The sequence below is a fragment of the Aeromonas encheleia genome (assembly GCF_900637545.1).
GTDB classification, from domain to species: domain Bacteria; phylum Pseudomonadota; class Gammaproteobacteria; order Enterobacterales; family Aeromonadaceae; genus Aeromonas; species Aeromonas encheleia.
Genome location: NZ_LR134376.1, coordinates 3726953 through 3749294, shown reverse-complemented (window position 1 = coordinate 3749294; position 22342 = coordinate 3726953). Strand labels below are relative to the sequence as shown.

The following is a 22342-nucleotide window of genomic DNA, read 5'->3' as shown; positions in this document are numbered from 1 at the left end:
ACTTATTACCCCTTGTTCATTTTTTGGGATCAGGAAAAGGCCGCCCGGGGGCGGCCTTGCTCTACAGCTAAATTATGCGCCGACCAGTTCCAGCGCGTCGTGGGCGATGACCCACTCTTCGTTGGTCGGGATAACCAGGGCCTTGGTGGAACCAGCCTTGGTGATCTCGCCACCCTTGCCGAAGCGAGCGGCCAGGTTGGCGTCGTGGTCGACGTCAAAGCCCAGCAGGCCCAGCTTGTTCAGGGTGATTTCACGGATCGGGGCGGAGTTCTCGCCGATGCCACCGGTGAAGACCACGGCATCCAGACGACCGTCCATGGCGGCGGCGTAAGCGCCGATGTACTTGGCCAGGCGGTAGCAGTACACGTCCATGGCGCGCTTGGCTTCTTCCTTGCTGTCGTAGTTGTCTTCAACGAAACGGCAGTCGGAGGTGACTTCGGTCAGACCCTGCAGGCCGGACTCTTTGGTCAGCATGGTGTTGATCTCGGCCACGCTCATGCCCAGCTTGTCGTGCAGGAAGAAGATGATGGCCGGATCCAGATCACCGGAACGGGTACCCATCACCAGGCCTTCCAGCGGAGTCAGACCCATGGAGGTATCGACGGACTGGCCATTCTTGATGGCGCAGACGGAGCCGCCGTTGCCCAGGTGGCAGTTGATGATGTTCAGCTCGGACACCGGCTTGTTCAGCTGCTTGGCGGCTTCCAGGCTGATGTAGTAGTGGCTGGTGCCGTGGGCGCCGTAGCGACGGATGCCGTTCTCTTTGTAGAGCTTGTACGGCAGGGCGTACAGGAAGGCTTCTTCCGGCATGGTCTGGTGGAACGCGGTGTCGAACACGGCGACGTTCTTCTCGGCCAACTCAGGGAACACCTTCAGCGCGGCACGGATACCGATCAGGTGCGCCGGGTTGTGCAGCGGAGCGTAAGGAATGGCGGCTTCGATACCGGCGATCACGTCTTTGCAGATCCGCACGGAGGAAGTGAATTGCTCACCACCGTGAACCACACGGTGGCCGACGGCGATCAGGTTCTTGGACAGCTCCGGGTTGAGCGGCAGGATCTTGTGGACGATGAAGTCCAGCGCTTCCTGGTGAGCGGCACCGGCACCCAGATCGGCGCTACCCTTCTCACCATTCAGTTTCCACTTGATGCGGGCGTCGTCGAGGTTGAAACACTCGGCCAGGCCGGACAGCAGATCATCACCGGTGGTTGCGTCAATGACAGCAAACTTCAGGGACGAGCTGCCACAGTTAAGAACAAGAACCAGCTTACTCATGAATAAATCCTATCGCAGATTGGGTTGGGTTGGCGGATGCGCCGGACGCGGTGCGTCCAAAAACAATCAACTTATCCTTATGAGGGTTGGCAATCTGTTGCTTGCCCCTTGTATAGTGATACAAGACCCGAAATCCAGACGTCCCTGACAGGCCAACGGCGGGCCGTTGGCATAAAAATTAGGCGTACAAAGGATAACCTGATTGTTGAAAAATAACAAAGTCATCCTCAACCTTTGTTATTGAGCCTCAAATATTGTCGAGGTTTTGCCGTTAATACGTTCAAAAAGAGCTCGGAGGTAGCATGAGCATGAACATTTTTGGAACTAAGTTACAGCAAGGCCGTCATTATATGACTCTTTGGCCGCGCCGTCCCGAGCTTAATTCCCTGTTCCCCGAGAATCGGGTGATCAAGGCCACCGAGTTTGCCCTCAAGACCATCCCTGCGCTCGCCGTGTTCAGCGTCATGTTGCAGTTCCAGTTTGGCGAGCTGCATTATTGGCCTTCGGTCATGGCCTCTGTGCTGTTTCTGCTCAGCCTGCCGCTGCAGGGTTACTACTGGCTTGGCCAGCGCGCCGACACCCGGCTCCCTCCCTCCCTTGCCAGCTGGTACCGGGAGATCAACGGCAAGATGAACGAGCAGGGCGGTCACCGCCAGCTGGTGGCGCGGCCCCGTTATGAGGAGCTGGCCGATACCCTCAATGCCGCCTTCAAGCAGCTGGATAAATCCTTCCTCTACGAATGAGCCGATAGCACGGCCAAAAAGGCGCCCAAGGGCGCCTTTTTCATTAGCCTGTTCAGGCCGCCAGCACCTTGCTGATCTCCTGGATGGAGAGCTTGTACTGACGGGGGCACTGACGCCAGGCCGCCAGCATGCGCTGGTACTTGTCGCGCATGGCGATGTCGCTGGAGAGCTCGTCGCAGGGGCACGGCAGCTCGGGGAAGCGCTTGTCCACTTCCAGCAGGAAGCAGACATAATCCGCCAGTTCCCGCTCCTGGCTGCGGCTGTAGCCGTTAAAGCTCAGTCGGCTGGCATTCACCTCGGCCTGGCTGGCGGCGTCCAGGTTGCCCCAGGAGATGGCCAGCGCATGGTGCAGCTCCAGGGTGTCCAGCACCTCCTGGCAGGTGGCGAGATCCAGGTGACCGAAGCTCTTCTCCAGCTCGAGGATCTGCAGGCAGTAGCCGCGCTCGACTATGGTGCTGGCGCGCTGGTAGAACGGCGCTTTTTCCGGATTAAGTTTGGCCAGGATCTCGTACTGATTGCTCAGGATCAGGCGTTCGGTGTGGCTCATGTTCATGGGCTGTCTCACTGGAAAATGAATCTGCAGCCACGTTAACCCATATCTAAGATGAATTTTTTGATCTGGTAGGGGAGGTTGGCGAGAAAAACGGGAGAGGGGAAATCCAAACCGCTGGCGACCTGGTTAATTAAATGTGTCCTGGCCGACTTGTATTGTGTGGTGGAGAGGCAAAAATGTAAGCGTCATTTGGCCATGCCAGATGATCTACCACCAAGGCACCCATCAGGTGCAAGCCATCATAAGGATCTCGCCGCGACCCAGGGCTCGCAGGTGGGAGTGGGCAGGCAGCCGCGTGCCCCATAGTTTCTGAAGACGAAGCGCATCAGCAAAGAGGGCCTGCAACTGCAGGCCCTCTCTCTATCAGGTGCGAGGTGATTCAAGCGCCCGCTGACTGGCCCTGGATAAGGGAGAGCACCACCTGATGGTGATCGCTGGTCTTGAACTTGTCGAAACGGTGGGCCACCTTGCCCTCCTCGTCGATGAGGAAGCTCAGCCGGTGGATGCCGTCGTACTCCTTGCCCATGAACTTCTTCGGGCCCCAGACGCCAAAGGCGTCGGCCACGGCATGATCTTCATCGGCCAGCAGGCGGAAGTTCAGGTTGTCGCGCTCTTCGAATTTCTTCAGGCGCTTGGCCGGATCCGGGCTGATGCCGAGTACCACCACATTGAGAGCGGCCAGCTCGGCGTTGACGTCACGCAGGCCGCAGGCCTGGGTGGTGCAGCCTGGGGTCATTGCCTTGGGGTAGAAATAGATGAGCACCTTCTTGCCGCGCAGGGAGGACAAACTAACCTGATTGCCATCCTGATCGGAGAGAGAAAAGTCGGGGGCCTGGGTGCCAGCTTGTAGTGGTTGCATGGGGTCTCCTGAGCCGTCAGGCGTATTTGTGATTGATGAGGAACTCGAACGATTCGGCGCCCAGTTCACGACAGAATTCGGCGAAGGCCGCCTTGGATTCACCAGACTCTCCCTGCTTGGCCAGGTTCAACTGAAAGCTCGCCTTGAGCAGGTTGAACGGCTGTTGCTCGAGGGTAATGGTCTGCATGGCCTGGATGTCCCAACCATGATCGCTGAAGAACTGGGTGCACTGGCTGACGATGCCGGGCTGATCCCGGATCAGGACCTCGGCACTGGCGCTGATGTCGTACTGCAGGGAGTGGTGGCGCTCGGTGCGCTTCATCATGGTGATGAGATCCCACTCCTGGCTGCGCAGGGGCAGACTTATCTCGAGTTGCATCAGGCTGTTCCAGTCACCGGACAACAGCATGATGAAGGTGAATTCGTTACCAAAGATGCCAAGACGGCTGTCGACAATGTTGCAACCGCAGCCACTGACGTGACGGGTAACCTCATTGACGATGCCAGGCCTATCCGTGCCGATGGCCGTTACGACCAGGTAGTGAGTCATAAATCGTCTCTCGTCCATTATTGCGAAGGCGTTTGCAGCGCGCTCTGTTCCTGGGCATGGAGGCCAAGCTTGGGGCCATGTCCTGCACGCCTGCATTGCTGCGTTTTGTGGCGGATGGTAACACGGCTTGTCCCTCGCCTCCCTTGTTTTTCAAAGGGGGCAGCTTTACCATAACGCCCCTGAAAATCGGGAGAAAAATCCATGTTACGCGGTAGTATTGTTGCGCTCGTTACCCCCATGCTGGCCTCGGGTGAAGTCGATTGGGCCAGTCTGGCCGCCCTGGTCGATCATCATGTCGACGCCGGCACCAGTGCCATTGTCGCTGTGGGGACCACCGGGGAGTCGGTGACCCTGAGCGAGCAGGAACACATCAGCGTTGTGGAAAAAACCGTCGAGTTTGCCGCCGGGCGTATCCCGGTCATCGCCGGTTGTGGCTCCAACAGCACCGCCCATGCCATCGCACTCTCCCGCCGTTTCGCCCAAACCGGCGTGGTGGCAGGCCTCTCGGTGACCCCTTATTACAACAAACCCACCCAGGAAGGCCTCTATCGTCACTATTGTGCGATCGCCGAGGCTAGTGGTCTGCCTCAAATTCTCTATAATGTGCCCGGTCGCACCTGCTGCGATCTCAAACCGGAGACCGTGGCCAGGCTGGCCAGGGTGCCCGGCATCATAGGCCTGAAAGAGGCCACCGGTGATCTCGACCGGACACCGCTGCTGCGGGAGCTGTGCGGAGCGGATTTTGCGCTTTATAGTGGCGATGATGCCAGTGGATGTGATTTTATGCTGCAAGGGGGGGACGGAGTCATCTCAGTCACCACCAATATTGCGGCGGCCCAGATGGCCGACATGTGTCGTGCTGCGCTGGCCGGTAATGCCGGTCTGGCTCATGATATCAACAATCGATTGATGCCGTTGCATCGGACTCTGTTCTGCGAACCGAGTCCCATCCCGGTGAAGTGGGCCTGTGCCCGACTGGGATTGATGGCGACGGCGACCTTGCGTCTGCCGCTCACCGACCTCACCCCCGAGGGCGAGCGAGCGATGACCCGAGCACTGACGACTGCGGAGTTGATGGCGAGTGTTTAAAGCAAATGGAAAGGGAAATGCAGTGCGCCTGGTGCTGAGTGTTGCGACCGTTGCCGTGTTGGCAGCCTGTAGCTCACCCCAGGATCGCAAGATGGCCAACCGTGGCTTCGAGTACGAAGAGAACCGCCTCGAAGGTCGTGCCTTCCTCGTGCCCGCCGGGTTGAGTGCCCCCGCTTTTAACAGCAATTTCGACATTCCGGCCCTGCCCGAGAGCAGCCGCGAGGGTGCCATCGGCGCCAAGGTCGATGTGCGTCCTCCTGCCCAGCTGCTGACCGTGGTCCCCGGCAGCCAGGTCGTACCCAATGCCAGCGAGCCTACCCTGGCCTTCTATGCCCTGAGCACCAGCCAGAGCGTGGAGCGTGACACCTGGTCCTTCCTGATGAACTTCCTGGCCCAGCACAAGGTGACCACCGAGAAGCTGGATCAGCAGGGCGGCGTGTTGCAGACCGGCTGGTTCGACAACACCGGTGCGCTCGATGGCTGGGGTGAGGAAGACGAAGACTTCCGCATTCGTCAGCGTTATCAGTTCACCCTGCACAACGATGTCCAGCGCCACGCCGTCAACATGTCGGTACGGGTGCTGGAGCACGAAGAGACCTACGACGGCGAGACCACCACAGCGCTGACCGCGGCCGATGCCCAGCGCTACGCGACCCGCGCCCTGAACCAGTTCTCCCTCTACTACGACAAGCAGCTCAAGGCCCGCGAGCAGCACAAGTCCAACGATGGCATGGGCATGGAGCTTGGCCTCGACAACAACGAGCTGAGCGCCTGGATTGCCGATGGTTCCTTCGAACAGGTGTGGCGCCGTCTCAATCAGGTGCTGCCAAATTACGGCTTCGTCATCAAGGATACCCAGCAGTCCCTGGGCTGGATCGACGTCGAGTATGACGATCCGGGTGCCGAGTTCTGGCAGGCCAAGGGGGCCGAGCCGTTCAAGCTGGAGGAAGACAAGTATCGCTTCCAGCTCGGCGAGATGGCCGGAGGAAAGACCTCCATCACCCTGTTTGACAAGGACAAGAAGCCGGTCGCATCCGGGGTCATCTCCCAGATGTACATCAGCCTGTCCGAGGCATTCGCCAAGGGCCAAGCCGATCAGGCTGCGGCAAAAGCAGAATAGAAACAGGGGCCTGGTGCCCCTGTTTTGTTATGTGAATTTCCTTACAAACAGAGAGCCTAGTACTCTTGTTTGTTAAGTGAATCCCCCAGTTTATAAAGGGGGTAGTGCTCTCGCTTCGTTATGTTTACCCCCACAAACAGGGGCCTGGAGCTCCTGTTTTATCAGTCCCACAACAGGAAGTGTTAAAAGCCATGAGTCTTGCAGATCAAGTATTGGCGGTGAATGACGATTTGCCGATCCGTACCGATAAACCTGTCCATTCCGGCAAAGTGCGCAGCGTCTACTGGTTGACCCCGGCAGACAGTGCCCGGCTCATAAGAGAGAAAGGCTATGATGTGCCGGCCGATGCGCCGCTCGCCATCATGGTGATCAGTGACCGCATCTCGGCCTTCGACTGCATCTGGCAGGGCGTGGACGGGTTGAACGGCGTGCCGGGCAAGGGCGCGGCGCTCAACGCCATCTCCAGCCATTGGTTCAAGCTGTTCAAGGAGAAGGGATTGGCCGACAGCCACATCCTGGATATCCCGCACCCCTTCGTCTGGATAGTGCAGAAAGCCCGTCCCGTGATGATCGAAGCCATCGCCCGCCAGTACATCACCGGCTCCATGTGGCGTGCCTACAAGGATGGCGAGCGCGAGTTCTGCGGCATCCGCCTGCCGGAAGGGCTGAAGAAGGATCAGAAGCTGCCGGAGATCCTCATCACCCCGTCCACCAAGGGTGTGCTCAAGGGGCTGGATGGCGTACCGGAAGCCGATGACGTCAACGTCTCCCGCGCCGACATCGAGCGCCACTGCCAGGGCTTCAACTTCAGCAAGCCGGCCGACATCGACCGCTACGAAGTGCTGCTCAAGGAAGGCTTCAACGTGATCAGCGACGCGCTGACCGCGCTCGATCAGATCTTCGTCGACACCAAGTTCGAGTTTGGCTACGTCAAGGACGCCGCCGGCAACGAGAAGCTGATCTACATGGATGAAGTGGGTACCCCCGACAGCTCCCGCATCTGGGACGGCGCCGCCCTGCGCGAAGGCCAGATCGTCGAGAAGTCGAAAGAGGGCTTCCGCCAGTGGCTGCTGAACCACTTCCCGGATCCGGACATCCTGCTCAACAAGCACCGCATGCCGGAACGCTTCGCCCTGGCGCGCGACAACAAGCTGCCGACGGCGGTGATGATGGACATCTCCAACACCTACGTGGGGATCGCCGAGAAGATCATCGGTCAGCCGCTGGTGCGCAGTGCCAATCCCAAGCAGGAGATCATCGAGGTGTTGCGCGAGCAGTACGGTCTGATCGACTGAGGCTTGCCCTCTTTTTTTGTCGCCGACAAACAAACGTTTGCCGATGGCGAGAAGGCATAGCCGGGCACAGCGCCGGATAAACAGACGGGCCCATCGCGGGCCCGTTTTTATTGGCGGTTGGCAGTGAGAGAGGGCGGCCTCAGCCGTTGACTCTGAATACCTGGCCGCTCTGCACCCCCAGCACCGACTTCTTGTAGGCCTGGGCCACCCGGGCGGCGGGCACCGGCTCGAAGCCCGGGAAGAAGTCGGCATACTTGTCCATGGATTCGACCAGTACGGTCGGGCTTATCGCGTTGATGCGCAGCCCCCGCGGCAGCTCGCAGGCCGCGGCCCGCACGAAGTGTTCGATGGCGCCGTTGATGGTGCTGGCGCTGACCCCCCAGTTGATGGGCTCCTCGCTCAGGATGCCGCCGATCAGGGTGATGGATCCCCGGTCGTTGAGGTGCGGGATGGCGGCGCGGGTCAGCCTGATCTGGCCCATCAGCTTGCTCTCCAGCCCCGTTTGCCATTGCTCGTCCGTCAGCTCGGGGAAGGCGTTGAAGGCGACGCTGCCGCTGGCCACCAGCAGGGCATCGAACCGGCCTATCCCCGCGAACAGGGCGGCGATGGAGGCGCTGTCCGTCATGTCTACCCTGGCATCCCCCTGGCGGTGGCCGACCCGGATGACCTCATGGTCCCTGGCGAGCAGTTCACTGACGGCGGATCCGATGGTGCCGGAGGCACCCACAATTACGATTTTCATCTTGGTCACTCCTGATTGGGATATTCAGGATTCTAGTAGGACTAAAGAGAAGAAAAAGCGCTTAATATGAACGTATTGTTTCCATATTGGAGTGAATGGATGGATATCGCCCACCTGGCCAGCTTCTATGAGGTGGTCAAACGCGGCAGCTTCTCCGCCGCGGCCGACCTGTTGGGGGTGAGCAAGGGGATGCTGAGCCGCCACGTCAGCGCGCTGGAGGCCTCCCTCAACGCCCAGCTGTTGCAGCGCACCACCCGCCGGCTCAGCCTGACCGAGGCGGGCAAGACCCTCTATCTGCAGGCGGGGCAGATCTTCGCGCTGGCCCAGCAGGCGGAGCAGGACATCCAGGCCCTGACCGAGGAAGACGGCGGCCGCCTGCGTTTCACCTGTCCGGTCAGCACCGGCGATCGCATGGTGAGCGAGCTGCTGGCGCGCTTCGCCGAGCGCTGCCCCGGGGTGCAGGTCGAGCTCAACTTCACCAACGCCATGGTCGACATGAGCCAGGGGGAGCACGACATCGCCCTGCGTGCCATGAGCCATGTGCCGGACAACCTGGTGGCCCTGCCGCTCGGCCGGCTGAGAGACGTGGTGGTGGCCAGCCCGGCCCTGCTCGCGCGGGAGGGGATCCCGGCCACCCCCTATGAGCTGAGCGGCCGTACCTGTCTGCTGCAGGGAAGCAACCCCGCCTGGGAGCAGTGGCATTTTCGCAAGGAGGGGGAGGAGGCCCTGATCCCGGTGCAGGGACGGGTGCGGGCCAACCACTACAGCACGCTGCTGCAGCTGGCCCGCGCCGGCATGGGCTATGCCAAGTGCCCGCTGATGCTGGTGGAGGCCAGCCTGGCCAGGGGGGAGCTGGTGGCGGTGCTGGGGGAGTGGCAGACCGGCCTGCACCCGCTCCATGTGCTGCATGCCCAGCAGCGGCGGGTACCGCGCAAGATCCGCCTGTTCAAGCAGGTGCTGGCCGAGTGGTTTGCCGAGCGGCCGCACTACCTGATCTGAGTGCAACCGGCTGAGCCAGCGTTATTTTTCTGTCATATCCGGCTGCTACCCTGCGCTCATCACAGCGATGGAGAGAGGCAGAGGATGAAGGGTCATCAGGGTTGGGTCGGCGTCATGCTGTTGTGTGCCGGGGCGGCGCAGGCCGAGGTCGAGGTCAGGGTACCGGAGAATTTCCAGATCCTGGCGGTGAGCGCCGGCAAGGTGCAGGACGAGCAGCATGCCGTGCTGGCCGACGGGCAACAGCAGTTGCTGGTGCGCTATGAGGGGGTGATCCCGAGTCGCAACAGCAGCGACAACGATCGCCAGATCCGCTCCGAGCCCCAGGTGATCCGCTATGACGCCAGCCGGCAGTCGGTACGCTTGCAGGCGGCCGTTCCCGGCGATGAGAGCGGGATGGAGCGCTACGCCAAGGCGCCGCTGGTGAGCCTGCAGGCGGGAGGCCAGCCACTGGCCATGCAGCAGGATGAGCTGGTGGTCAACGGCATGCAGATCGGCATGGATTGGCGCGCCAGGCTGGAGGAGTACAACCGCGGCGGGGGCAAGGCGGCGCTGAACACTGTCGGCGCGACGACGGTAGCGACGGTGGCGGCGGGAACCTCGGTACCGGTGGCCGCCAGCGAGCTGGAGGGGCAGTTGCAGCGACTCTTCCTGCAGGCCGATCCGGCGCTGCGCAAGCGCTTCATCGGCTGGGCCGTGCCCCAGCTTTAAGTTTGCCCCTCGTTGCAGTAACGTGGGCACAGTCGCCTGGCGACCTGCCCATCTTGACCAACGAGGTTCTCATGTTTGAATTGCATCCCCGCCTGCAGGTGGATACCCAGTCGCTCGGGGATCTGCCGCTCTGCCGCGTCCTTCTCGCCAGAGACAGCCAGTACCCCTGGCTCATCCTGGTGCCCCGCATCGCCCAGTTGCGGGAGATCCACCACCTCGCCCCTGAGCAGCAGCAACAGCTGATGCAGGAGTCCTGCGCCGTCGCCGCCCTGATGGAGCAGGCGCTGAACCCGGACAAGATCAACGTGGCGGCGCTTGGCAATATGGTGCCCCAGCTGCACCTGCACCATGTGGCTCGCTTCAGTACGGACCCCGCCTGGCCCGGCCCCATCTGGGGTGCGCACCCTGCCGTCGCATATGAGGCGCAAGATTTACGGATTGCGGCCGATAACTGGCGAGCCCGGCTGGCGACCCTGAGCGGATTTACCCCTCTTCAATAGTGACAATGGCATCAAGTGAGAGCTGGCTCGCTGTTTCCAGGCCGGGGTCAGGCTATCTGTTAGCCTGACGACAACGACTAGCCCATTTTCGATCAGCAGGAAGGTTCCATGATACTAACAAGATCCGATGATGACGCCGTATTGACCACCGAGGATGTGCTGCTGAGCCTGTGCAACTCGGTCACGGGCGTATTGAGCGCGGCGACCCAGACCCAGGTGCGCTTCTCCGGCATGGTGCAGCGGATCAGCAAGACTTGCCTCAAGCCGGATATCGGCTGTTTCGTGCTGTTTGATGGCGGTTTCTCCGGCCTGGTGGTGATCAACTTCTCCGCCGCCGCGGCCATGGAGCTCTACCAGAGCTACATGCTCAGCATGGGGCTCTCCAAGGAGGATCTCGCCATCTCCCACACCTCGGACGAGGTGAGCAACGTCATGGGCGAGCTGATGAACCAGATCCTCGGCAGCTTCACCGGCAAGGTGGGCCGCGAATTGCAGACTCACATCACCCAGAACCAGCCCAAGATGCTGGCCCTGAACAAGCAGGTGATGCTGAGCGTGGATACCAACCTCGACAATCCCGAGACCCGCAGGGTTACCTTCTTCACCGCCAGCAACAACATCTTCTACCTGGAGCTGGCGATGGACGGCACCGAGTTCATCCGGCTGCACAACGAGGGCAGGGATCAGGAGGAGATTGACCCCGATGCCCTGATCGCCCAGACCAAGCTGGCGGCGGCCAAGCCGGCCCCGGTGGCGGCGCCTATCGCCAACGATCACGACGACCTGCTCAACTCCCTCGGTCTCTGACGACCAAGCAGATACAAGGAGGCCACCCCTGGGGTGGCCTCCTTGTATTCGGGTCGACTCGACTTAGAAGTTGTAGAGCAGACCGGCGCTGAGGATGCTGGTCTGGGTATCGTAGAAGGCGATGTCTGAATCGGCCTGGTTGTAGGCCGCCGTGACGGTGGCGGAGAGATCCCTGACCCCCATCAGGTTGTGCCAGAAGAAGGTGCCGGCCAGCACAAACTCCTTGGCATCGGCGCGCTGGCCGAACAGGGGATTCGCCTCGTCATACTCGCGCTTGCCGGCATAGGCGTTGCCGACGACGGACCACTGGGGGCCGCGCTTGGCATAGGTCAGCTGCATCCCCAGGTTCTTGAAGCTCTCGGCACTGCCATCGAGATCGGCCTGCTTGTAGAGAATGGCGGGCTCCAGCAGCTGGCCACCCCCGAAGTGCCACTGGTAGGAGAGCTCCATGTCATGGATCTTGCCGTTGCGATCCAGCATGGGGGCATAGTGGGTGCCGTTGCGCTGATCGTACTGCTGGCCGCTGTGCTCCTCATCCAGCTCCATTTCCCGGGTGGTGAGGCTGCCATTGAAGTTGCTGCCCCAGATCTTGTCCCAGGCGAACCGCACGCCCTTCGACTTGGCATCGGTGGCGCTGCGATCCACCCCGACGGCGAAGGGATCGTTCCACAGCTCGACCGGCATGGCGTTGAACACCACAGAGCCCGCCACTATCCCCTTGTCGCCCATCTCCTGACGGATCCCGAGCTGCTGGGTAAAGTCGAAGCGCAGCGCATCCTGGATGAGGTTGCCGAGGAACACCTGGGTGCGGGTATCGGCGAAGGTGTAGCGGATGTCGGCGTTGATGAGCGGTGCCAGCTCGCTCTCGCGGTTGGGGGAGCCGAGGCCGTCGATGTGGCCATTGCTGTCCCCGCCGGCATAGAAATTGGATTCACGGCTGATGGCACTGACCCCTCCCAACAAGAAACCGGACCAGCCAGATTGCGTGGGAATGGCACCGAGATCGGCGTGGGCGGCATTGGCGACCAGCAGGCTGAGACTCAGCAGGGTGAGATTGCGCATCGGTAGGACTCCTGAAATGACGAATGAGGGAACCGCATGGCCGGGTCAGCGTCCTTTGCTGAACTGGGGCTGACTGGCCAAGGTGGGCATGCTACCCCAGCAGGAGTGTGACGTTAATCAATAATTTATGCGGTGACGGGCAAGTGTTCGGTGCGCCGTGCTGGTATTCTGTTTGCGCAATAGCGGGGAGAAAATAACGAGATGAAGCAAATCAAATCCTGGGCGCAGTACTACGTCGACCTGATGACCAAGCTGGGGCTGGTCCGTTTCAGCATGTTGCTGGCGGCGGGCATCATAGTGCTGGCCGTGACGATCCAGATGGGCGTGACCCAGTTTCTGCGTGGCACAGTGGATATCGTTGACCTGGTGCGCTCGGTGTTCTTCGGCCTGCTGGTGACCCCCTGGGCCGTCTATTTCCTCTCCATCGTGGTGGATCAGCTGGAGGACTCCCGTCAGCGGCTGACCCGCATGGTGCGCAAGCTGCAGGACATGCGCGAGCGGGATCTCGAGCTCAACAGCCAGCTGCAGGAGAACATCAGTCGCCTCAACGCCCAGATAGCCGAGACCAACAGGGCCGAGACCCTGCGTCAGCAGGCGATCGAGGATCTGGAGAACGAGGTGTTCCAGCGCGAGAAGGCCCAGCTGCACCTGGGTGAGCGCACCGCCCTGCTGCGCTCCTTCATCGACTGCTCCCCCGATCTGGTCTATTACCGCAACGAGGAGCAGCAGTTCTCCGGCTGCAACCGCGCCATGGAGGAGCTGACCGGCAAGGTCGAGGCCGAACTCATCGGGCTGACCCCGTTCGACGTCTACAAGCAGGACATCGCCAGCAAGGTGGTGGAGACCGACAAGCAGGTCTTCACCAGCAACGAGCCGCTCACCTACGAGCAGTGGCTGGAGTATCCGGATGGCCGCAAGGCCTACTTCGAGCTGCGCAAGGTGCCCTTCTTCGACCGCTTCGGCAAGCGGCTCGGCCTGCTCGGCTTTGGCCGAGACATCACAGAGCGCAAGCAATACCAGGACAAGCTGGAGAAGGCGAGCCGCGACAAGACCACCTTCATCTCCACCATCAGCCACGAGCTGCGCACCCCCCTCAACGGCATAGTGGGGCTCAGCCGGATGCTGATGGATACGCCGCTCGATGCCAAGCAGCACCAGCAGCTCAAGACCATTCACCTGAGTGCGGTGACGCTCGGCAACATCTTCAACGACATCATCGATCTCGACAAACTCGATCGCCGCCGGCTGGAGATAGCTCCCACCCGCATCGACCTGCCCGCCTTCCTCGACGAGCTGGAGACGCTGTCGCGCATCCAGGCGGAGCAGAAGGGGCTCTACCTGCACTTCGACCGGGATGGGGACATGCCGCAGTTCGTGATGGCCGACGGCACCCGCCTGCGCCAGGTGTTGTGGAACCTGGTGGGCAATGCGGTCAAGTTTACCGACGAGGGCGGGGTGACGGTGCGTTGCCTCTCCCACGCGTCCGATGTGCCGGGCAAGCTGGCGCTGCACTTCGAGGTGGAAGACACCGGGGTCGGCATTCCGCGCGCCCAGCAGGAGAAGATCTTCGCCATGTACTACCAGGTGCAGGGCAAGAAGCACGCCACCGGCACCGGCATCGGTCTGGCGGTCTCCCGTCAGCTGGTGCAGGCCATGGGCGGCGAGCTCTATGTGGACAGCGATCCCGGCGAGGGCTCCTGCTTCACCGCCGAGCTCGAGGTGGACTGCGTCGAATCCCTGGCCGCCGAGCCGGAGCAGGAGCTGCCGGCCCTCGACATCCTGCTGGTGGAGGATGTGGAGCTGAACGTGACCGTGGCCTGCGCCCTACTGAACAAGCTGGGGCATCAGGTCAAGGTGGCGCGGGATGGGACCCAGGCGCTGGCCATGGCCAACCCCGATGACTTCGACCTCATCCTGCTCGATATCCAGCTGCCGGACATGACCGGCTTCGATGTGGCGGCCCAGCTGCTGGCCCGCTACGGCGACAGCCTGCCGCCCATGGTGGCACTCACCGCCAATAGCACCGGCGATCGCCAGTACTACCGGGATCGCGGTCTGCAGGATGTGATCAACAAGCCTCTGGGATCCAAGGCGGTGCGCGAGGTGATTGGCCACCTGTTTGCGGATCTGGCCGACGACGAGGCCGATGAGCAGGAGGATGCGGGCAATCAGGATGAGCTGCTGGATCTACCCTTCCTCACCGATTACGCCAGCACGGTCGGCAAGCCGGTGCTGCTCTCCAGCGTCGACCTGTTCGAGAAGATGCTGCCCGACTACATGGCGGTGCTCGACACCAACATGATCGCCAGGGATCAGGCCGGCGTGGTGGAGGAGGCGCACAAGATCAAGGGGGCGGCCGGCTCCATCGGCCTGCGCCGCCTGCAACAGACGGCCCAGCTGATCCAGAGCCCGGAGCACCCCGCCTGGTGGGAGAACGTGGAAGACTGGATCGAGACGCTGCGCCGTGAATACCCGGGTGACATCGCCCGGTTGCGTCGCTGGCTGCTCTCCTGAGTCGGCCCCTGTCATCACAGCTAAGGAGACGCAGCCCATGTATCAGCGCCTGATCCCGTCACTGCGGGTTCACCCCTGGGGTGAGGAGCCCCTGCTGGAGGCGACCGAACAGGATCGCGCCCGCATAGTGCAGGCCGCGCCGGTGCGCCGCCTGCAACAGAAGACCCAGGTCTTTCCGCTCGATGTGAAGGCCTCGGTGCGCAGCCGCCTCACCCATTCGCTGGAGGTGCAGGAGACCGGCCGCCAGATCAGCCGTCGCATCTTGGCCGCTCTGCCGGCCGGCACTGTCTGTGAGGGGGCCTTCATCAATCTGGTGGAGATGTCCTGCCTGCTGCACGATGTCGGCAACCCGCCGTTCGGTCACTTCGGCGAGCAGGTGATGAGCCAGTGGCTGGCACAGGAGCTGGATGCGCTGTTCGCCAGTGCCCATGACCGGCTCCCGAGCCCGCAATGGGCCGAGCTGCGCCAGGATCTGCTGGTGTTCGACGGCAACGCCCAGAGCCTGCGGCTGGTGCACAGCCTGCACGAACTGAACCTGACCCTGGGCCAGCTAGCGGCCCTGTGCAAGTACCCGCAGCAGCCGCAGCCCGGTCAGCACTTTGGCCAGCACCACGGCTGGGCCAGCAAGCGCGGCATCTTCTTCAGCGAGCAGCCGCTCTACCAGTCCCTGAGCCAGCACCTGGGGCTGGCCCCTGGCTGCCGCCATCCGCTGGTGTACATCATGGAGGCGGCGGACGACATCTCCTACTGCATCGCCGATCTGGAGGATGCGGTCGATCGGCACATCCTCAGCCTGAGCGAGCTGCAGCAGGCGCTGCGCAGCGCCGACGGGGGGGATTACATGGCCGGCCTGCTGACCCAGGCCGCGGCGTCCGGCCGCGGCTTCTTCCCCCATTTTCGCCAGCAGCTCACCCGGGATCTGGTCACCCTGGCGGCCGATACCTATGTGAGCGAGCATGTCGTCATCCTGAGCGGCGCCTATCCCCAGGCCTTGCTGCACGGTCAGGCGCCGGCGGCGCGGGTGCTCGATACCCTCAAGCAGGTGGCCCGCGAGCAGGTGTTCATGCGCCCTGAGGTGGAGGCGCTGGAGTTGGAAGGCTACGCCGCCCTGCGCGGTGTGCTCTCGACTTACGCCTGCCTGCTGGCGCTGCCGGCCGCGCAATTCGAGCGCTTGCTGGCGGGCAAGGGGGGCAGCGAGCTCTTCTTCGCCCGGCGGCTGTTTCACCGACTGTCGGCCCGCCACCTCAAGGCATACCGGCTGGCGGTGGCGACCGCCGATCCCCGCTTTGAATCCGGGGCCGAGCAGGAGTGGTACTACCGCGTCCGGCTGCTGCTCGATTACGTCAGCGGCATGACGGATACCTATGCGCTGGAGGAGTTCCGGCTGCTGTCCGGGATCTGAGCGGTCCATATCCATCCCACCCATATGGGTGGGATGGATATTGCACAAAATTCGGTGTTTTTCTAGACTGTGGCAACTTGTACAACTTTCACCCGGTAAGGAGACGACTATGCAACATTCCATGTTTAACGTTGCGTTCGATCGCTGCATTGGCAGCGCGAAGACTCGTGCTCTTTATTTACCGCGTGGAGGAAACAGGTAACCCCTGCTTTTTCATCACCCGCGGTTATCCCGCAGGGTGATGTCCTCTCTCCGGGAGAACCGCAAGTTCAACTGGAGAATATTATGTCTATCGAACTCGTCCTGCTGCGCACCGTCGAATCCCTGGTTCAGAAACGGATCACCCGACTGGAGCGTCGCGTCAGCTACCTGAATCTCTCGCCAGCCATGTTGAAAGACATCGGCCTGGAAGGGCAGGATGTGCAGGTGGCCCATGTCCGTGTGCGGGAGTTTCAAACCGGCTTCCGCCTTGGGAACCGAATAACCTGATGGAGGGGGACTCGCTCCCCCTGATGTGCAAATGGCAGGCCTAGGCCTGCCATTCTCGTTTCTGATCGGTGCCGCCCTGATTTTTTAGTCGCACATTTAACCAAAAACTCTATGATCACCCACCGGTCTGTGCAGGAGTCATCCATGTTGTATCGTTGCGTTCGTTCCATTCTGTTGTGCTGGCTAGCCTGCTGGGGTCTGGTCGCTGCGGCTGAAACCACTCTGGATAGTGACAAGTTGACACCCTCGCAGCAGACCTGGCTCGCCTCGCACAACGAGCTGGTGGTTGGCATGCCCTCCGTGGCCTGGCCCCCTTATGTCTATACCGATGGGCGAGGCAATTTTGCTGGTCCGCTGGATGCCTTTGCCTCGCAAGTAGCGGTTAGATTGGGGCTTTCATTGCGTTACCAGACCTACCCCAACAATGCCGACGCTCAGCTGGCGTTGTTGAATGGCGAGGTCGATATGCTGATCGGTGTGGCACCGAGTCAGACCAGGCAACTGCAGATGCAGTTCACCTCGGAACTCATGGCCGTGCCTCGTGGCATCCTGTTGACCGGCTCGGAATACGATCTCTCGCTGGAGAAGGCGCGGGGGCTACGCTGGGTGTGCCGATTTGGCGTCAGTGCCTGCGACGAGTTGCTGCGACTGGGAATCATGGATCTGGTCACAGTTGACAGTCAGGATGAGGCCATCTTCATGCTCAAGGAGGGGCGTGCGGATGCCTATCTGGGCGATCTGCCCGCGTTGACCCGTTTGCAAGCGTTGTCGAGCATGAAGCTGACCACGGTGGACTGGATGAGAGATACTTCGCTGGCCATGGCGGTCGCACCGGGCGACGAGGCGCTGTTGGGGTTGCTGGATCTGGCGCTTCAGCAAATCTCGCCCATCGAGCGGCGTCGCATTCTGGAGATGAGCGGCATCGTGGGCTATGAGCTAATCGAAGGTCGGCAGGAGGTTGCGTTCAACCAAGACGAGCAAGCCTGGTTGGCACAACACCCGGTGATCACCTTCGGCGTTTTCCCTGACTGGCCCGGCATGAGCGAGATAGACGACCGTGGTCGGCTCAAGCCGGGATATGTGTCCGATCTGCTCGAGATTATGAGCCAGCGCGCCGGCCTTCAGTTCAAGGTGCTGCCGACGGCGAGCTGGCACGATACGCTGGATGCCTTTCAGGCGGGCAGGCTGGATTTCATCCCGGCCATGACACCGACCATGGAGCGGCAGCAGCTTGCACGATTTACCCCAGACTATGGTTCGCTCAGCCGGGTGATCGTGGCCAGGCAAGGCACGCCAGAACTGTCCAGCCTCAAGGCACTGAAAGGGCGCCGAGTCGGGATAGTCGGCAGTTCGGTGGACGCCACGTTATTGACCAAGATGGGGGCCGAACTGGTCATCGCCGACAGTTATTCCCAGATGCTGTCACTGCTTGATAATCACAGTGCCGACTTTGTGCTGATCACCGTCAACACCCTGGGGCAGTCACTGCAACAAGGCCACAGCAATCGCTACCAGGTCGTCTTCTCTGGTCATCAGCTCACAATTCCTATCGCCATGGCGACCCAGCAGCAAGATCCCATGTTGCAGCAGATCCTGACCAAGGTGCTGCTCTCCATCCAGCAGTATGAGTTGAACGAGCTGGAGCGAAAGTGGCTGGCACTGACCATACAGACGGGCATCAACCCGAGGACAGTGCTGCTGTGGTCCTCCCTCGGAGTGGGCATCTTCCTGCTCTGCGTGCTGCTGTTCCTGGGCTGGAACCGGACCCTGCGCCGCCAGATAGCGCAGCGCCGACAGGCCGAGCAGCAACTGAATGAACAGCTCACCTTCGTGCAGACCCTGCTCGACTCGCTGCCCAACATGGTGGTGCTGCGTGACAAAGAGATGCGCATCACCCTGTGCAATAGAACCTATCGCGATGCCTTCATCCGCGAACAAAACGATGGCGGTCTCTACCACCTGGACAGCCTGCCGTCCCAGGAGCGGGAGAAGGTACTGAGGGAGGAGCAGGAGGTGTGGTTGAGCGGTCAGGCGATGGAGGGGGCGGGCTACAGCCGGCGCCATGATGGCACCGCGTTTCACGTCATCTATGCCAAGCAGCCCTATCGCGCGCAGAGCGGTGAGCAGCTGGGGGTTTTGACGGTGCTGACCGATGTGACCCGGATCAAGGAGGCCGAGGCGCGGGCTCGCCAGGCGGAGACCCGCCTCACCCAGATCACCGACAGCATGCCTGGCATCGTCTATCAGTATCATTGGTTGGGGCCGGGGAACGGACGCTTCCTCTATACCTCCCAGGGGCTCAAGGAGATAGTGGGTTATGACGCAGATCCGGTGCAGAGCGGCGTCGTCGGCAGCACCATTTTGGGGCTGACAGGCCCCGCCCTGCATGACTTCGTTGCGACCGTTGAGCGCCATGCCAGAGCCATGCAACCCCTCGATCTTGAGGTGGATATCATGCGTCACGGAATCCCCTGCTACCTGCAGATACGGGGCCATTTCGTGCATCAGGAGGGGCTCGACGGCGTCATCCTTAACGGGGTGGTGCAGGACATCACTGGCCTGAAGCACCAGGAACTGGCGCTGCGCCAGGCCCGAGAGGTGGCGGAGCAGGCGATGCAGGCGCGCAGTCGCTTCCTCGCCACCATGAGCCACGAGTTGCGCACCCCCATCTCCGGCATGCACGGCATGCTGGAGCTGCTGCAGATGAGCGATCTCAATGACGATCAGCGCTACATGCTGCGCAACATCGCGACCTCGACCAACAACCTGCTCTATCTGGTCAACGATATCCTGGACTTCTCCAAGATAGAGGCGGGCCAGTTGCAGCTGCATTACCACGGCTGCCGACTCACCTCGGTCATCTGCGATGTCATCCGCGGTCACGCCACCCTGGCCTATGGCAAGGGGCTCAAAGTGACGCTGGAGTGGGCCGCCGAGGTGCCGGATCAGGCCAGCATGGACGCGATCCGGGTGGGGCAGGTGATCTCCAACCTGCTCAACAACGCGGTGAAATTTACCGAGTGGGGCGAGATCGCCATCCGGGTCGGCTATCAGGCGAACCAGCTGCTGTTTGCCGTGCGAGATACCGGGATCGGCATCGCCGATGACAAGCAGGTGAACCTGTTCACCCCCTTCAAGCAGGTCGAATCCGACATCACCCGGCGCTTCGGCGGGACCGGGCTCGGGCTCGCCATCTGCCAGCAGCTGATCCACAAGATGGGGGGCAGCCTGGCGCTGGAGAGCAAGCCCGGCACCGGGACCTGCGTGACTTTCAAGATCCCGCTGACCGAGTGTCAGTGGGATGCCCCGCCGCTGGTCGATCAGGACTGGTGGTGGCTGGGGGAGGATGCCGCGCTGCGGGCGACCATGGAACAGCTGGGCGCCCGCCTGCATCGGCTGGAGCCACATCAGTGGCGGCAACCGCTGAGCGGTCGCCTGCTGGCGGAGGAGCGCCTGCTGGAGCGGGCGCTGGGCACGGACTGGCAGCAGCATTTGCAGCAATCCGCGCTCAAGGGCATAGTGCTCTCCCCCCAGGAGGCGCTGCGCGGGCGTATGGGCAGCGATGCCTGGTGGCGGCTGGGTCAGTCGCCGCTCTATCCCGACCTGCTGCTGGAAACCTGCCGCCAACTGGCGGGGGAGCGGGCCACCCAGCCGGGGCAATTCCTGGTAGACAAGTTGCAGGGCCGTGTCCTGGTCGCCGATGATCATCCCATCAACCGTGCGCTGCTGGCCCGCCAGCTCGCCATTCTCGGCATCGATGCCGAGCTGGTCGATGATGGCGAGAAGGCGCTGCGCGCCTGGCAGGGGCAGGGCTTCGCCCTGCTGCTGACCGATTGCCACATGCCGGTGATGGATGGCTACAGCCTGACCAGGACCCTGCGGGCGGCGGGGGATCCGGCCCCCATCATCGGCGTCACGGCCGACACCTCGGAGGAGGCCAGCCGGCAGATGCAGGCGGCGGGGATGAACGATATGCTGTTCAAACCCTACAGCCTGGAGACCTTGCGCCAGATGCTGCAGCGTTGGTTGCCGGTCGCCAGTGCGCCGAGCGAGCCGCAGCCCCGCGTTCAGGCTTCGACCCAGGAGCAGGCGCTGAGCTGGATCTCCCTGTTCGGTGATGAGGCGCTGGCCCGCAGCATGGCGCAGGAGTATCTGGACTCCAATCGCCAGGATAGCGAGGAGATGGTGCGAGCGCTGGCGTGTCAGGATACCCAGGCGCTGGTGGAGACGGCACACCGCATCAAGGGGGCGGCCCGCATGGTCGGGCAGACGGCCCTGGCGACGGAGGCGGCTCAGCTGGAGGCTGCGGCCAGATTGAAACAGCTGGACAGGCTCGATGAGTTGAGTCAGACAGTACAGGTATTGATGGATGCTATTGCATGCGAAATTGGACTATGGCTCGATGAATAACAAGCAGCATGAGTTGGTGATCATGGTGGTGGAGGATCACAACTTTCAGCGCAAGGCCCTGATGCACCAGATCAGCAGGCTCGGCTACGGCCAGCTGCTGGAGGCACAGGATGGCGAGGCGGCGCTGGAGCTGTGTCAGCACCACCAAGTCGACATCCTGTTTTGCGATCTGCGCATGCCCGGCATGGACGGCATGGCCCTGCTGCGCCGGCTCTCGCTGGGAGGCTTCAGGGGCGGCGTCATCCTGTGCAGTGCGCTGGAAGACGATGTGGTCGACGCCGTGCTGCGCATGAGCACGGCCTATGGCCTGCAGGTGCTGGGGCGCATCGACAAGCCCGCCGACCCGCAGCAGATCAGGCGGCTGATCGGCGCCTGGCGGCCCCAGCAGGAGCGGACCCAGGAGGAGGACGGCCACAGCCTGACCCAAGACGATCTCAGCGCCGCCCTGGAGCAGGATCAGCTGTTGCCCTGGTATCAGCCCAAGGTCAGCTTCGGCACCGGCCAGTGGATCGGTATGGAGGCGCTCGCCCGCTGGCAGCACCCCGAGTATGGCCTGGTCTCACCGGTGCACTTCATCCCTCTGGCGGAGCGTCATGGACTGATCGATCAGCTGACCGAGGTGATCATCAACAAGTCCCTGCGCGATGGACACCTGTGGGAACAGACCGGGCTCTCCCTCAACCTGTCGATGAACCTCTCCACCACCTCGCTGATCGAGGGGGATCTCTGCAACACCCTGCTCAATCATTGCCAGCGTTGGAGCATCAACCCCGAGCTCATCACCCTGGAGGTGACCGAGAGCGCCTTCGTCAAGGATCTCGGCAAGTCGCTGGAGGTGCTGACGCGCCTGCGCATGCACGGCTTCGGGCTCTCCATCGATGACTTCGGCACAGGTTACTCCTCCATGCAGCAGTTGGCGCTGCTGCCCTTCACCGAGCTGAAGCTGGATCGATCCTTCGTCGATCGCTGCTATGAGGATCCCTCCCGGCTCGCCATCATAGAGTCGAGCATCGAGCTGGCCCGCAAGCTGGGGCTCAAGTCGGTGGCCGAGGGGGTCGAGGATGAGCCCACCTGGCAGTTGCTGGCCAGGCTGGGCTGCGATCAGTGCCAGGGCTTCTTCTCCGCCCGCCCCATGCCGCGGGATGAGTTGCTGGAGTGGCATCGCTCCTGGCTGGATCGATTACCCGCTCTGATCAAGAACTGAACCCGGGGCAGGATGCCCGCA

Annotated in this window: 19 protein-coding genes; 13 read left to right on the top strand and 6 right to left on the bottom strand. The window is 61.9% G+C overall.

Annotation, left to right across the window (positions count from 1 at the left end; all coding sequences use genetic code 11):
- Positions 1-72 precede the first annotated feature (72 nt).
- Entirely contained in the window at positions 73-1275 is a 1203-nt protein-coding gene (locus EL255_RS17255; RefSeq protein ID WP_042654278.1) for an acetate kinase, read from the bottom strand.
- 302 nt (positions 1276-1577) lie between these two features.
- On the opposite strand from EL255_RS17255, the gene yfbV reads away from it, so the two are divergent.
- Positions 1578-2018 (top strand): terminus macrodomain insulation protein YfbV, encoded by a 441-nt coding sequence (yfbV, locus tag EL255_RS17250; RefSeq protein WP_042654277.1) that lies wholly within the window; start codon positions 1578-1580, stop codon positions 2016-2018.
- Positions 2019-2070: 52 nt separating this feature from the next.
- Here the strand turns inward: yfbV and EL255_RS17245 are convergent, their stop codons facing one another.
- The 3 genes from EL255_RS17245 to EL255_RS17235 form a co-directional block, all read right to left on the bottom strand.
- Positions 2071-2571, bottom strand: coding sequence for a YfbU family protein (locus tag EL255_RS17245; RefSeq protein ID WP_033128739.1), 501 nt, complete (start codon positions 2569-2571; stop codon positions 2071-2073).
- Positions 2572-2950: 379 nt separating this feature from the next.
- A complete protein-coding gene (bcp, locus tag EL255_RS17240; RefSeq protein WP_042654276.1) occupies positions 2951-3430 on the bottom strand; it encodes a thioredoxin-dependent thiol peroxidase in 480 nt (159 codons plus the stop codon).
- A 16-nt stretch (positions 3431-3446) separates the two neighbouring features.
- The gene (locus EL255_RS17235; protein WP_042654275.1) at positions 3447-3980 is read right to left on the bottom strand and encodes a glycine cleavage system transcriptional repressor; all 534 of its coding nucleotides are present in this window, start codon (positions 3978-3980) and stop codon (positions 3447-3449) included.
- Between the two features lie 201 nt (positions 3981-4181).
- Between EL255_RS17235 and dapA the strand changes: the two genes are divergently transcribed.
- The 3 genes from dapA to EL255_RS17220 all read left to right on the top strand — a co-directional run bounded on the left by dapA (position 4182) and on the right by EL255_RS17220 (position 7484).
- Positions 4182-5069 (top strand): 4-hydroxy-tetrahydrodipicolinate synthase, encoded by an 888-nt coding sequence (gene dapA, locus EL255_RS17230; protein WP_042654274.1) that lies wholly within the window; start codon positions 4182-4184, stop codon positions 5067-5069.
- Positions 5062-6189: an NlpB/DapX family lipoprotein gene (gene bamC / locus EL255_RS17225; RefSeq protein WP_126623398.1), complete on the top strand. Its 1128-nt coding sequence runs from the start codon at positions 5062-5064 to the stop codon at positions 6187-6189. The genes dapA and bamC overlap by 8 nt, the downstream gene beginning before the upstream one ends.
- Positions 6190-6380: 191 nt before the next feature.
- Complete coding sequence (locus tag EL255_RS17220) at positions 6381-7484, top strand: phosphoribosylaminoimidazolesuccinocarboxamide synthase (protein WP_042654272.1); 1104 nt, start codon at positions 6381-6383, stop codon at positions 7482-7484.
- A 139-nt stretch (positions 7485-7623) separates the two neighbouring features.
- Here the strand turns inward: EL255_RS17220 and EL255_RS17215 are convergent, their stop codons facing one another.
- The gene (locus EL255_RS17215) at positions 7624-8226 is read right to left on the bottom strand and encodes a short chain dehydrogenase (protein ID WP_042654271.1); all 603 of its coding nucleotides are present in this window, start codon (positions 8224-8226) and stop codon (positions 7624-7626) included.
- 99 nt (positions 8227-8325) lie between these two features.
- Between EL255_RS17215 and EL255_RS17210 the strand changes: the two genes are divergently transcribed.
- From EL255_RS17210 to EL255_RS17195, 4 genes are all read left to right on the top strand, one after another.
- Complete coding sequence (locus EL255_RS17210; protein WP_042654270.1) at positions 8326-9225, top strand: LysR family transcriptional regulator; 900 nt, start codon at positions 8326-8328, stop codon at positions 9223-9225.
- Between the two features lie 84 nt (positions 9226-9309).
- Positions 9310-9933, top strand: coding sequence for a DUF2057 domain-containing protein (locus EL255_RS17205; RefSeq protein WP_042654269.1), 624 nt, complete (start codon positions 9310-9312; stop codon positions 9931-9933).
- A gap of 71 nt (positions 9934-10004) precedes the next feature.
- A complete protein-coding gene (locus EL255_RS17200; RefSeq protein ID WP_042654268.1) occupies positions 10005-10433 on the top strand; it encodes an HIT domain-containing protein in 429 nt (142 codons plus the stop codon).
- A gap of 108 nt (positions 10434-10541) precedes the next feature.
- The gene (locus EL255_RS17195; protein ID WP_042654267.1) at positions 10542-11240 is read left to right on the top strand and encodes a DUF3334 family protein; all 699 of its coding nucleotides are present in this window, start codon (positions 10542-10544) and stop codon (positions 11238-11240) included.
- Positions 11241-11303: 63 nt separating this feature from the next.
- Here EL255_RS17195 and EL255_RS17190 read toward each other — a convergent pair whose 3' ends face one another.
- The gene (locus EL255_RS17190) at positions 11304-12302 is read right to left on the bottom strand and encodes a DUF2860 family protein (protein ID WP_042654266.1); all 999 of its coding nucleotides are present in this window, start codon (positions 12300-12302) and stop codon (positions 11304-11306) included.
- A gap of 201 nt (positions 12303-12503) precedes the next feature.
- On the opposite strand from EL255_RS17190, the gene arcB reads away from it, so the two are divergent.
- The 5 genes from arcB to EL255_RS17165 all read left to right on the top strand — a co-directional run bounded on the left by arcB (position 12504) and on the right by EL255_RS17165 (position 22321).
- The gene (arcB, locus tag EL255_RS17185) at positions 12504-14816 is read left to right on the top strand and encodes an aerobic respiration two-component sensor histidine kinase ArcB (RefSeq protein WP_042654265.1); all 2313 of its coding nucleotides are present in this window, start codon (positions 12504-12506) and stop codon (positions 14814-14816) included.
- Positions 14817-14853: 37 nt separating this feature from the next.
- On the top strand, positions 14854-16218 hold the full coding sequence (gene dgt, locus EL255_RS17180) for a dGTPase (protein ID WP_042654264.1): 1365 nt from the start codon (positions 14854-14856) through the stop codon (positions 16216-16218).
- 285 nt (positions 16219-16503) lie between these two features.
- Positions 16504-16707 carry a hypothetical protein gene (locus EL255_RS17175; protein WP_084228378.1) on the top strand — a complete coding sequence of 68 codons (204 nt, stop codon included), beginning with the start codon at positions 16504-16506 and terminating at the stop codon, positions 16705-16707.
- A 144-nt stretch (positions 16708-16851) separates the two neighbouring features.
- Positions 16852-21117, top strand: coding sequence for an ATP-binding protein (locus EL255_RS17170; RefSeq protein WP_042654262.1), 4266 nt, complete (start codon positions 16852-16854; stop codon positions 21115-21117).
- The gene (locus tag EL255_RS17165) at positions 21110-22321 is read left to right on the top strand and encodes an EAL domain-containing response regulator (protein WP_042654261.1); all 1212 of its coding nucleotides are present in this window, start codon (positions 21110-21112) and stop codon (positions 22319-22321) included. Before EL255_RS17170 ends, EL255_RS17165 begins: the two co-directional genes overlap by 8 nt.
- The last annotated feature ends 21 nt before the right edge of the window (positions 22322-22342 follow it).